The organism is Bartonella sp. CL436QHHD, from assembly GCF_042195105.1.
GTDB lineage: Bacteria > Pseudomonadota > Alphaproteobacteria > Rhizobiales > Rhizobiaceae > Bartonella.
Map to the genome: position 1 here is coordinate 17908 of NZ_JBHINR010000023.1, position 13136 is coordinate 31043.

Here is a 13136-nt window from a genome sequence, read left to right on the forward strand (position 1 = left end):
TTCAACTTTTAAGCTGCTTTATTTTTTTTGGTTTTATTAAATAATATATTGACTTATAATAATAGACTGTTTCGTAAGTTGAATGAAAGTTTCAAATACCGTAAATTTCTCTCATCCCAAGTCTGTTATTTGTTGAATCAATCAAATCATTTACTTGCATGTTACAAGCAGGATTACCGTGTGATAAAAACTGTACAAGAAAGGACTAAAAATCCTTCTTATGAATTGTCTCAAGTGCCGAGAACTGTTGCAACATTGGGGGATGATAAATAGTGTGATGGGTGCCGGCTTTCTCCTTCCATAGAGTAAAGATGGTGGCGCCTAAAGGGTTTTGTAGTATACCACATTCATAGGTGTTGTCACAAAACGAGCTTAGAAGTTTTGAGAGATGTTTCTTAAATCAAGTGTATGAATATGCAACACAATGGCGTTTTGTTCTTCGATGCAATAGGGTATGAGGTTGATTGATGATGCGTTTTTTTGTGATCAATAGCAGGAGAATTCTTAGTCTCTCAAGTATTTAATCAAAGGGATAAGCAGAAGGGCTGTAGAACATTGTGTTTAAAATTAAATTGTTCCTTTTCTAGAGAGATATAAATATGTTAACTATGCTCCCATAGAGATATTACTTTATTAGAGTTTATTATGTGTCATAAGATAAGCAATGCCAATTCTTTATTGTGATGGTCATGAATGTTTATGGGCATAATGTGGAGATAGGAATGGAAATAGTCTGTGAAAATCTAAACTCAAGCCTTTAGTTAAATTAAAAGTACAGTGTACACTAAATTTTTAGGTTATTATGAATTCGGTCAAGGATATAATCGTGGATAAAACAAAAGCTCTCGATGCTGCTCTCTCACAAATTGAACGTTCTTTTGGTAAAGGCTCGATTATGCGTCTTGGGCAAAAAGAGCAGGTTGTTGAAATTGAAACAATTCCAACAGGGTCGTTATCCTTGGATATTGCTTTAGGGATTGGTGGATTACCGAAGGGGCGTATTGTTGAGATTTATGGACCAGAAAGTTCTGGGAAAACAACATTGGCTCTCCATGCTATTGCTGAGGCACAGAAAGGTGGTGGGATTTGTGCTTTTATTGATGCAGAGCATGCGCTTGATCCTATTTATGCGCGTAAGCTTGGTGTTGATTTAGAAAACTTGTTCATTTCTCAGCCAGATACCGGTGAACAGGCATTGGAAATTACAGAAACGTTGGTTCGTTCTGGTGCAGTTGATGTGCTTGTTGTGGATTCTGTCGCAGCTTTAACTCCGCGAGCAGAAATTGACGGTGAAATGGGTGATGCTTTGCCCGGATTGCAAGCTCGGTTAATGAGTAAAGCGTTACGAAAATTAACCGCAGCAATTTTTCGCTCTAACTGTATGGTTGTTTTTATTAATCAAATTCGCATGAAAATTGGTGTGATGTTTGGTTCTCCTGAAACGACAACGGGTGGAAACGCTTTAAAGTTTTATGCTTCTGTTCGTTTAGATATTCGTCGCATTGGATCCATTAAAGATAGGGATTCAATCGTTGGTAATCAGACGCGCGTTAAAGTGGTGAAAAATAAATTGGCACCTCCATTTAAGCAGGTTGAGTTTGATATTATTTATGGTGAAGGTATTTCCAAAGTAGGTGAATTGATTGATTTGGGTGTCAAGGTTGGTGTTGTGGAAAAATCTGGTGCATGGTTTTCTTATAATTCTCAGCGTTTAGGACAGGGGCGTGAGAATGCAAAGCAGTTTTTACGTGAACATGTGGAAATAGCTACAGAGATTGAAGCAGCTTTGCGCCAAAATGCTGGTTTGATTGCGATTGAACTGTTAGAAAATGCAGGGTCAGAAAATATAGAAAGTGATGAAGCCATTTGATGGAGTGTTTTTTTCGTCTATAATTTTTTCCCTTTCAGATTTTTCTGTTTTTTTGTTTGAGTTTTTAAATACGCAGTCATTTTTTTCTCAATTTTTTAAAACAAATATTCCATTTTTGATTAAATTGACTCCATGCGTGGCGAAGAGAATTTAATGAGGGGGATTTTTCTTTTATGGTTTTGTGCTGTATTGAGCAGGTGTCAACATGAATAGTGTTAATAATATTCGGTCAATATTTTTGGATTATTTTCATCGTAATGGGCATAAAGTTCTTTCTTCTAGTCCGCTTGTTCCGCGGAATGATCCTACACTTATGTTTACAAATGCAGGAATGGTGCAGTTTAAAAATGTTTTTACTGGACTTGAACAACCTTCTTATACGCAGGCAACAACGGCACAAAAATGTGTTCGTGCGGGTGGAAAGCATAATGATCTTGATAATGTTGGATATACGGCGCGCCATCATACATTTTTTGAAATGCTGGGTAATTTTTCTTTCGGTGATTATTTCAAAGAAGAAGCCATTTTTTTATCATGGAATCTTTTAACAAAGGAATTTTGCCTGCCAAAAGATAAATTGTTGGTGACAGTTTATCAGAGTGATGATGTTGCTGCTGAACTGTGGCGTAAAATTTCAGGTCTTCCAGATGAAAAAATTGTCCGTATTGCGACAGCTGATAATTTTTGGTCGATGGGAGAAACAGGCCCTTGTGGGCCTTGTTCGGAGATTTTTTATGATCATGGTGATGAAATCTGGGGCGGTCCTCCTGGAAGTATGGAAGAAGATGGTGATCGCTTTATTGAGATTTGGAATCTTGTTTTTATGCAGTATGAGCAAGTTTCCAAGGAAAAACGTGTTAACTTACCTCACCCTTCTATTGATACAGGCATGGGATTAGAGCGTATTGCTGCTGTTTTACAGGGCGTTCATGATAATTATGACATTGATCTTTTTCGTGCATTAATTGCTGCATCAGAAGAAATTACAGGGATTGAGGCAAAGGGTGATTTTATTGCCAGCCATCGTGTCATTGCTGATCATCTTCGCTCATCGGCATTTTTGATTGCTGATGGTGTGCTTCCTTCTAATGAAGGAAGAGGATATGTTTTACGTCGTATTATGCGTCGTGCTATGCGTCATGCGCATCTTCTTGGTGCTAAAGAGCCCTTAATGTGGCGACTTTTGCCTGCTTTAAATCGCGAAATGGGACAAGCTTATCCTGAGTTGGTGCGTGCTGAATCTTTGATTTCAGAAACTTTAAGGTTAGAAGAAATACGTTTTCGTAAAACGCTTGAACGAGGACTTGGTTTGTTGAACGAAGCAAGTACCGATCTTAAAGAAGGAGACTATTTGAATGGTGAAGTTGCTTTCAAACTTTATGATACCTATGGTTTTCCGCTTGATTTGACGCAAGATGTTCTTCGTCGTCGCGGAATATCTGTTGACGTTGGTGCTTTTGATAAAGCGATGGAACGCCAAAAAGAGGAAGCACGTGCCAATTGGTCTGGTTCTGGAGAAGCTGTAACAGAGAAAATCTGGTTTTCTGTTCGTGATCAAGTGGGGGCCACAGAGTTTTTAGGTTATGAAACTGAGACAGCGAAAGGTATTCTTACAGCTCTTGTATGTGATGGTAAAATTGTTGATCATATTTCTTCAGATCAGAAAGCTATGCTTGTTGTTAATCAGACACCTTTTTATGGTGAATCTGGTGGGCAAATTGGTGATACCGGTATCATTTCTGGTGAAAATTTTATTTTTAAGGTGCATGATACCCAAAGAAAGGGTGATGGTGTTTTTATCCATATTGGGGAGATGAAATCTGGTCAGGCATCGAGGTCTGATTGTGTAGAATTAACGGTTGATATTGTTCGTCGTAAGAAAATTCGCGCGAATCACTCTGCTACTCATTTGTTACACGAAGCTTTACGCCAAACATTGGGGGACCATGTTACACAAAAGGGCTCTCTTGTATCGCCAGATCGGTTGCGTTTTGATTTTTCACATCCAAAATCCGTTTCACCAGAAGAGTTGAAAAAAATAGAAGATTTAGCCAATGAGATTATTTTGCAAAATAGTAAAGTAATAACGCGCCTCATGGCTGTAGATGATGCAATTTCTGAAGGTGCCATGGCATTGTTTGGTGAAAAATATGGTGATGAAGTTCGCGTTGTTTCTATGGGGGAGCCATTTGAAAAGGGAGGATTTAAAAAGCGTTGGTCAATTGAGCTTTGTGGTGGCACACATGTGGAGCGAACAGGTGATATCGGTTTGATTCATATTGTTTCTGAAAGTTCTGTTTCAGCTGGAGTGCGGCGTATTGAAGCTTTAACAGGCAAAGAAGCACGTCTTTATCTTAGCCGCCAAGATGAACGTATTCATGAAATTGCTGATCTTTTAAAAACTTCTTCTGCTGGTGTGGAAGAACGGGCGCGAATTTTGCTTGATGATCGTCGTAAACTTGAAAAAGAATTGAATGATGTACGCAAGAAAATGATGTTGAGTGGTGGAATAACAGAAAGGAGCCAAGGTGATATTATCATCATCAATGGGTTTTCTTTTACCGGACGCGTTGTTAAAAATATTTTACCACGGGATCTTAAGGCGCTCGTCGATTCTGAGAAAAAACAAATCGGATCTGGAGTGGTTGCGTTTATTAGTGTCTCGGAGGATGGAAAAGGGAGTGCTGTTGTCGGCGTTACGGATGATTTAACGGATAAGTTAAATGCTGTAGATCTCGTTCGTATTCTTTCAGAGATGCTTGGTGGTAAAGGTGGAGGTGGCCGTCCTGATATGGCGCAGGCTGGTGGTCCTGAGGGGAACAAAGCTGATGAGGCATTTGCGGCACTAAAAGATTTTCTTGAAAAAAATTAAAGAATGAAATCATTCTGCATAGGTATTTTTTACATTGTTATATTGGGTTGGCATCTATGTATCATGAATATCTGTCTGGTGTATTTCTCAAATGCAGATACAGCGTAATTGGGGAAAAATACAATTGTAAAGATAAAAACAGTGTTTGTTTTTATAATGTCCAAGCGTTTCAGGAGTCACCTTTTTAAGATAAGATAGATTATTCAGCACTTCATGCTTTGCTGTGTATTCTTTTACTAGGAAGACTAGTTATTATGTTGCTCTTATAGATTTTTTAAAGAAACATCTCTTTTTATGAAAGGGAAAATCAAGATTTATTGCATACGATTCTCCTTATAAAGTTATAAGCTGTCATTATTCGATTAGTTATTCAAATGAATAAAATCTCTTTCCTTGAAAAGGCTTATAAAAGAGTTGTTATATCTTAGAGCTATTGTTTTCATTTTGCTTGTTATGTACACAGTTTTTTGGTTTATTATTAAAAGGTTTTGAAAAGAATATTCTCCTATCTTTATAAATCTTTATTTAAAGTTATAAAGTAATGAATTATCAATATAAATCAAAGGAATATCACATAAATCTAAAGATTTAGATTAATATTTAATTTATTTATGATAAAATTGCTTTAATACATTGAGTTATAATGATAATTTATCGTTTTATCTTTTGAATAAGAGCTACGAATATTCGTAGGATTTTATTATTTCAAATTCTGGGTATGTTAAATTAATCAAAACCACTCACGAATGTCGTTGTGAAATGGGCTTAAGAGCATTGAGAAATGTTTCTTAAAAAAAGTCATATGAATGTGCAAAACAATGATGTTCTGTTCTTTATGAGAGGACTATAAAGAACGTGATAAACAAAAGTGCAAAGCAATACATAATATTCATTATTTAAAAGATATTTCTTTAGTTCGTTTTGAAATTCGTAAAGCTGAGTAAAAAGAAGACGGTAAAACTGGAAATTGTTTTTACCTTTACATTTTCCCTAAATGAGAATGTATACTCGTCAATATGCACAGATATAGGAAAATATTTTTGTTCTAATCTAGTAAAATTGCAATAGCAGAGAAAATACTAAACTGTTTTAATATTTTTCTTAAATACCTAAAATGAATTGTGGCATTTTTAGAAATCTTTTTACTTGTATCATATATAAGAACTCTTGTTATCTTGAGGAGGATTTTTTTGCTTGAAAAAGAGTATCAATTTTATGATGCTATGGCTTCATGTAAGGGGATAACATTTTCTCCTTCTCTTTCTGGTGGTTTGATTGTTAAACCACTTGCCTTTAAAAAATTAGAGAAACGTCCCCCTTTATCGATCAATTCTTGAAAGTTTCCTTTTTCCATTAAGTGACCATGATCCAGAAAGAGTATCACATCAGCATTGCGTACTGTTGAGAGGCGATGTGCTATAATAAAAGTAGTGCGGTTATGGCTTATGCAATCGAGAGCATCTTTGACACGTGCTTCTGTTTCAACATCAAGAGCGCTTGTTGCTTCATCTAGAATGAGAATAGGGGAATTTTTTAAAACAGCGCGTGCAATTGCTAGTCGCTGTTTTTCTCCACCGGATAATTGAGATCCTCGTTCGCCCACCATTGTGTTATAACAATCAGCTTTTTTTAGAATAAAATCGTGAGCTTCTGCTATTTTTGCTGCTTCATAAAGTTCTTCATTTGTTGCGCTCGCTTTTCCTATTGAAATATTGTCATGAATAGTACGGTTGAAAAGACCCGAGTCTTGAAATACTGTTGCTAGAGATTTGCGTAAAGATTCGCGATTGATTGAGCATATATTTATTCCATCAATGGAGATATGCCCAAGGGTAGGGTCGTATACGCGCTGCAACAGATTGATCAATGTTGTTTTTCCAGCCCCTGTTGGCCCTACAATTGCAACAGTTTGTCCTGCTTTAACCTCAAAGGAAATATCAAAAACACCTTGAGAAGAATTGGGGAATTTATAGGTCACGTGATGAAATTGTATGGCGCCTTTAACATTTTTGAGGGAAGGAAGATTTTGCGGTTCGTTGATATGAAAGGTTGAGTCTTCCATTTCAAAAAATTCTTGCAGTTTTGCTTGTGAGGATATTGCACAATTAATAAAATTGCTCATTTGGTCTAGGCGGCTAATCATGAGTTGTGCAAATCCAACAAAAGCAACGACTTCACCTACTCGTAATTGATCTTTTGCAACAAAAAAAGCTCCAAGGAGGAGAACACAAACGATTGAAATTGTTGAAGCCATTCGATTTAAGCCACTGGCGAGCGCCCACCAATTGAGAACAGGATTTTGTGCTTTAAGCAGAGCATTTGTATGTTGATGCAGTATAGAAGCTTCTTCTTTTATTCGGTTATAACTTTGTACAATGGAAACATTAGAGATTGAATCACTGACATGTTTAAAAAGGTTGTGGTGGTAGCATTCCACAGCGGCTTGTCCGTCTTTTGTTTTTTGCATCACTAAACGTGCAATTAATACGTAGGTGATGGCAAGCACAACCAAGACTATTGAAAGACGCCAATTCATATTAAACGCTATGGGGATGAGAACCAATAAGGCGACAAGCGTTGAGAGGTGTTGGCGCATAAAATCAAGCCATATGGTTGACATGGAATCTATTGCGCGCAAAAGTGTATGGAGTGCGTTGGAAGTTCCACGTTGTTGATGCCAAATTAAAGGCATGGCAATGATACGTTCGAAAGATTCCGTTAAAACCGTTAAGCGGCGTCTATGGGCTAAGCGGTCAGCACCGCGAGCAACAAGGACATAAGCAATAATATGTGAAAGTCCAAAACAAACCCAAATGGTAAGAGTAGGAATGATAGCTGATTTTTCTGAAATAGAATCAATAACACGTCCGAATAAAATAGGTTCTGCAATAGTGATAATAGCTAACATAACATTAGCGGTACAGATTAAAAGGGATGCTTTTTTTTCTCTATTTAGGTAAGTGAGAACACGTGCATAGGTTTTGAATAAGGACACGGTTAATTATCTCCATTCGCTATTAAGCGTAAAGGCTGTTGATTTTTACAACGCTTAGTTTTTAGCTAATAAAATTTGGATGTTAAGAAAAGGCAATTTTGGATACTAACTGTAATATGGTGTGATAAAACCAACTAAAATATGAATTTTTGTGTTTATAAAGGCGCAAAAATAGATCAATAAAATTATCAGGTAAGGGAATTTTCATGGCAGGCATAGAAATAAAAAAAGTTGAGGCAGATGAAAATGGAATGCGCTTAGATCGCTGGTTTAAAGTGCATTATCCAGGACTTGGTTTTGGAGCTTTGCAAAAATTGTTGCGTTCTGGTCAGATACGGGTTGATGGTGGACGTGTTAAAGCCGATACGCGTCTTTGTATAGGACAGGCTGTTCGTATTCCACCTCTCCCTATTAATGACAAGGAAAATCTTTCAATAACGGATAAAACACTTCGTGGGCAGGATGATGGGACCGTTTTGAAAAAAATGCTGCTTTATGAAGATCCAAAGGTATTTGTTTTTAATAAACCAGCTGGATTGGCTGTACAAGGAGGCTCTGGTTTAACACGTCATATGGATAGTATGCTTGAGGTATGGCGCAATAAAAAAGGTGAAAAGCCGCGTTTGGTTCATCGTCTTGATCGTGAGACGTCGGGTGTGCTTATTGTTGCGCGATCAAGGGGAGCTGCTCAGTCCTTAACTGCTGCTTTTAGAGCGCGAGAAACAAAAAAGACTTATTGGGCGTTGGTTCGGGGCGTGCCTAAAAAAAAGCAGGACAAAATTTCAACGTGGATGGTTAAGGAAATGACTGCACAAGGTGACAAAATGCGTGTTTGTGAACATGGGGAGCCAGATTCACATCATGCGGTTTCCTACTATCGCGTTTTAGATACACGAGGGCGGGCTCTTTCGTGGCTTGAAATGGAACCCTATACAGGGAGAACACATCAGCTTCGTGTGCATGCTGCCCATATGGATCATCCTATCATTGGCGATACAAAGTATTTTTTTTCTGATAGTAATTGGACATTACCAGGAGGAATTCAAAATCGTCTTCATCTTCATGCACGTCGTATTCGTATTCCTCATCCTTCAGGAGGAATATTGGACATTGTTGCACCTTTACCACCTCATATGGTTCAAAGTTTTAATCTTTTGTCTTTTAATGAGAGTGATGCTGAAACAGAGTAAAGAAACTTCATTTGTTTTTTTTGATTGATATAAAATTTTGTCTATAAATTTGATAAGATGAATAGGGCATCATTTGAAGGAAGTTTTTGATAAGTCAATCGCTATGAGAAAATTATGTTTTTGAGTGATGAAATTTTCGAATATCATGGCTTTCTTTCTACAGCTCTTTATCCATATTGATTGTATTGTTATTTTTTGGATATGGTGTATCATTTAATAATCTGAGTTTATGAAGCTGCTTCTTTGAATTATCTATAGAGGTCATATATTGGGAAGGCGTGTCTATTGAGCGAGATGAGTTAGATAAAATCTGAAAGATATTTACTAAAATAGAGAAAGCGATTTTAGTTTTTTTATGGGGAATAATGGAGGCATTTTATAGTAATGCTGAGGAAAAGTAGACTCTCAAAAAAATCCTGTTGTCAAGGAAGTTTGTTCTGTTATAAATGTGGTTTGATATGCTTATAGTATAGATTTATGCTTTGTATCTTTACTTACACAATGAAGCCTTCTTAGCAAAGTTCTCCTTTCAATGAGCAATTATTTTTCTACTTACTTAGTTTATCCAAAAGACTATCTTTCATAAAAGAAGAAATAATTTTTCAGTATCTTAATGCTTCATTGAAGTGAACTCATCACATTGAAAAAATATCTAGACAAAAAATTGGAGATAAAACGTCAGACGCGTTTTATTGCTCTAGGGAGGGCTTGAACACTTTTGTTTTTTCTAGTGAACAAAACAGATATTTATTATGGGAACATTCAAAAGGGGGATAAATTGAAATTAGGAGTGACTGATGGGATCATTATTGATTGACGTTAATAACGTCTCAAAAATATATCGCAACATTGACAGAGGAATTGGTTTTAAAAACAAGGTGTTTTCTCTCTTCAAGCCGGTTTATACAAATCATCATGTGTTAAAAGATATGAGTTTCACCCTCTTTTCAGGGCAATCGTTAGCAATTCTTGGCCCTAACGGAGCGGGTAAATCGACACTGATTAAAATACTTTCTGGTATACAATACGCTGATGAGGGATGTGTTAAAGTCCTTGGTGTTGATCCTTATAAAGCGAAGAAAAATCTGTTCAAGTCTTTGGGTGTGGTCTTTGGTCACAAGAATTGTTTATGGTGGGATTTGCCCTTACGCTACAGTCTGGATATGGTTCAACCATTATATGGTCTTGAATGCGCCTCTTTTACCCGTGATCTTAAAGAGATCGCTGAGTTGCTGGGTCTTGAGCATATTATGGATAAGCCAGTGCGGATGCTTAGTCTGGGTGAGAGAGTGAAAAGTGAATTGGCATTTAATCTCTCCTTTAGACCTAAACTGTTGTTTCTCGATGAGCCAAGTATTGGTCTTGATATTACATCTAAGCATGAAATCAGGGAGCTTCTTAAAAAACTGAAAAAGGAGCGTGGCACTGGGTATATCATTACAAGTCATGATATGGGAGATATTGATGGATACGTCGATGATATTATTCTTTTGCATAAAGGAAAGAAACAGTTTCATGGTAATCTTCATGCGCTTAAAAATGTCATTCCTTCTTTGGTGAGAATGACACTTTTTTGTGAACACATGGCTGCACCTTCAGCTGTTGTAGAAAAAATTGATGAGATTGCGTTGAAATTATCTACTCCTTTAAAAGATAAGCACTTTAACGCTGAAGAATGCTCGCTGGAGGTTTCGCTGCCCCGTGAGGATTTTGCGCGTTTTGTACGCGAAATTACAACCGAATTGAACTGTACGTTCTCTGTATCCACTCCCTCGCTTGAAGAGATGCTCCGTGTTAAATTTAAAGAATTTATCTAACCACTGCTTTGGTATGTTTCTTTTTGCCAAGAATGGATTACTCACTGTTCTAAGTGATAGAGCAATGTTTTTTACCGATATTATCATTGGGACACTTTCGCCATTTGTTATTCAACTTCTATTATGGAATGCACTTTTCTCTGATACGGGCAACACCATCAATGGCTTTAGCTTTTATGATATGATGTATTATTATGCTTTTGCTTTAGTCCTAGGTCGCTTAAATAATGGTTATAATGTGATTAAGTTTTTCTCTCATCATGTTAAAGAAGGTCAATTAGAAGTATATCTTACAAAGCCCTTTAGTTATATGACACAAATGCTTTTTACTTTTTTAGGGGAGAGTGTATTATATAGCATCCCGTTATTGGCTCTTTTTGTTGTTAAGCTTGTTTTATCCTATGAAAATATTCTGGGATTGGTCATCGCTTTTCTGTTCTTTTTTCTGGTTGTTATTCTATCACAATTGCTTTGTTTTTTACTCTCTTTTGGAATTGCCTTATTAAGCTTTTGGGTGATTGAGTACAATATATTACTCTCTTTCAGTATTCTCAGTTCAACGCTTCTTGGGGGTGTTCTTTTACCACCATCTTTTTGGCCGGTGTGGCTTATTCCGCTTATGCAATTTAATCCTTATCGTTTCATGATATCAGCTCCTGCCGAGTTTTTCGCGACGCAAAATTTAGCGTTGTTTCAGCAGTTTATTTTCGGAAGTTTTACTTATATTTTGTGTTTTTTATTCTTAATTTATATTGCTTGGAATAAAGGGATGAAAGCATATAATGGAGCGGGTGGTTGAGATGAAAATAATCCTTCATTTTATCAGTTTGAATATCCGCCGACAGATTGTTTATGGTAAGAATTTGGCTGGGGAGTTTATTCTTTCTCTATGCTATTATTTTATTCAATTCATATTTATTAATAGAATATCTTCTTTTTCAGGAAAGATCGGTAACTATAGCAGAGATGAAATCCATTTTATCTTTGTTGTCTTTGTTTTACTTGGAATATTTTTGAATATTTTTACTAATTCTATTGAAACGTTTTTTGAAAAAGTAGCGGATGGTAAAATTGAACCATACTTGATAAAGCCCGTTTCAATCTGGTTGTTGATGTTGTTTGGTTGGTGTAAACCTCTTAATCTGATCAAGCTCTTTGTTCTTTATGTTAGTGCCTATTTATTTGTATCATTACCGAATATATCCGATCTTAAGCTAAGATGGATCTCTTTTATTGTTGCAATATTTTGTGTTTTTATTGTCAATATTTGTTTTTTCATGATGTTTAATTTTGTAACATTTATTATTAGCCGTAAGATGCCTGTCGAATATTTTCATGAAATGATTTACGAGCTTTCATTTGTGCCAATAGGAATTTATCCTTTAAGCATCGTAAAATGGCTTTTGTTTATGCTTCCCATGGCTTTTTCTGCTTCCTTGCCTGTGTCATTGTTGCTTGGTAAAGGCGAATGGAATATTGGATATCTTCTGTTGAGCGCTTTTCTTTCCATGGTCATGACTTTCATAAGTTATAAGAAAACAATGCGTAAATTTAATGGATTAGGGGGATGAGATGAAAGTCAGCATGATTATAAAAATAAAAAAAATTGAGTGAATAATTCTATTGTACCATAAATTATCGTTATTTATTCTGGCGATATAAGGCATGTAGAATTTTCACATGAGGATTTTTTTATTGTTAGATAAGATTGAACAATAATATAGGCCGCATTCCCACAGTTACTGGCAAGGAGCGTGAAATAGAAATCAGAGGTTTAAACTGTTCGATTTTAGATGGCAGCTTGATGACAAAAGCCAATGGTAAGATGGCATACAATTTAGTATCATTCATAATACGAGCCAGATGTGTTCTTTTTCGGTTATAGTGCTAAAAAATTGTCAAAGTGGGTAATTTTTATATGCGTAGAATGTGGTTATTCGTGCGGATTTTGTTGGTGCATTCAATATATTATTACGTGGATGAGTTTTTTGCTTAAACAATAAGAAAATTGATAGAATAAAGCTTTTAAGTTGCCCGATAGAAAGCTAAGAGTTGTGCTAAACAACATGATAGCAATTATCAAGATAACGATCACATAGAGATTTTCAGCATGCTGAGTAGGAAAAATTCCATCAATAATTGCTTGAAAAATAAAAGGATTCACCAAGTCAAGTAGCTGTAAAACGATAGCAATAAGATTAATTTCAATAACGTAATAAATATATTTCTTTGTTGTGCGAGTAAATCAAGAGAAGGTTCTTAATTTTTCTTATGCAAACTCATTTTAAGTTATGATTTTGTTAAGAGAAAGAAAAATATAATGTGTTATATTTTAATAGTATTTGCGAATATTATTGTTTGTACGGTGTTTTTATTTTATTTTAATTTAAAA

The 13136-nt window shown here is 36.0% G+C and carries 7 protein-coding genes; 6 read left to right on the forward strand and 1 reads right to left on the reverse strand.

Annotated features, from left to right (window positions below):
• Nucleotides 1–826 precede the first annotated feature (826 nt).
• Both recA and alaS read left to right on the forward strand, forming a co-directional pair.
• On the forward strand, nucleotides 827–1870 hold the full coding sequence (gene recA, locus ACFIKN_RS02515; RefSeq protein WP_273791424.1) for a recombinase RecA: 1044 nt from the start codon (nucleotides 827–829) through the stop codon (nucleotides 1868–1870).
• 205 nt (nucleotides 1871–2075) lie between these two features.
• On the forward strand, nucleotides 2076–4742 hold the full coding sequence (gene alaS / locus ACFIKN_RS02520) for an alanine--tRNA ligase (RefSeq protein WP_375657862.1): 2667 nt from the start codon (nucleotides 2076–2078) through the stop codon (nucleotides 4740–4742).
• A 1213-nt stretch (nucleotides 4743–5955) separates the two neighbouring features.
• Here alaS and ACFIKN_RS02525 read toward each other — a convergent pair.
• Nucleotides 5956–7737: a glucan ABC transporter ATP-binding protein/ permease gene (locus tag ACFIKN_RS02525; RefSeq protein ID WP_375657863.1), complete on the reverse strand. Its 1782-nt coding sequence runs from the start codon at nucleotides 7735–7737 to the stop codon at nucleotides 5956–5958.
• A gap of 206 nt (nucleotides 7738–7943) precedes the next feature.
• On the opposite strand from ACFIKN_RS02525, the gene ACFIKN_RS02530 reads away from it, so the two are divergent.
• From ACFIKN_RS02530 to ACFIKN_RS02545, 4 genes are all read left to right on the forward strand, one after another.
• A complete protein-coding gene (locus ACFIKN_RS02530) occupies nucleotides 7944–8927 on the forward strand; it encodes an RluA family pseudouridine synthase (RefSeq protein ID WP_375643218.1) in 984 nt (327 codons plus the stop codon).
• A 797-nt stretch (nucleotides 8928–9724) separates the two neighbouring features.
• Nucleotides 9725–10744 (forward strand): ATP-binding cassette domain-containing protein, encoded by a 1020-nt coding sequence (locus tag ACFIKN_RS02535; protein WP_375631290.1) that lies wholly within the window; start codon nucleotides 9725–9727, stop codon nucleotides 10742–10744.
• Nucleotides 10719–11543 (forward strand): ABC-2 family transporter protein, encoded by an 825-nt coding sequence (locus ACFIKN_RS02540; RefSeq protein WP_375631291.1) that lies wholly within the window; start codon nucleotides 10719–10721, stop codon nucleotides 11541–11543. The genes ACFIKN_RS02535 and ACFIKN_RS02540 overlap by 26 nt, the downstream gene beginning before the upstream one ends.
• Nucleotides 11527–12315 carry an ABC-2 family transporter protein gene (locus ACFIKN_RS02545; protein ID WP_375657864.1) on the forward strand — a complete coding sequence of 263 codons (789 nt, stop codon included), beginning with the start codon at nucleotides 11527–11529 and terminating at the stop codon, nucleotides 12313–12315. Before ACFIKN_RS02540 ends, ACFIKN_RS02545 begins: the two co-directional genes overlap by 17 nt.
• Nucleotides 12316–13136: the final 821 nt, after the last annotated feature.

Coding starts and splice junctions, on each gene's coding strand:
- alaS (WP_375657862.1), top strand. CDS start 2,076: ATGAATAGTGTTAATAATATTCGGTCAATATTTTTGGATTATTTTCAT.
- ACFIKN_RS02530 (WP_375643218.1), top strand. CDS start 7,944: ATGGCAGGCATAGAAATAAAAAAAGTTGAGGCAGATGAAAATGGAATG.
- ACFIKN_RS02535 (WP_375631290.1), top strand. CDS start 9,725: ATGGGATCATTATTGATTGACGTTAATAACGTCTCAAAAATATATCGC.
- ACFIKN_RS02545 (WP_375657864.1), top strand. CDS start 11,527: ATGGAGCGGGTGGTTGAGATGAAAATAATCCTTCATTTTATCAGTTTG.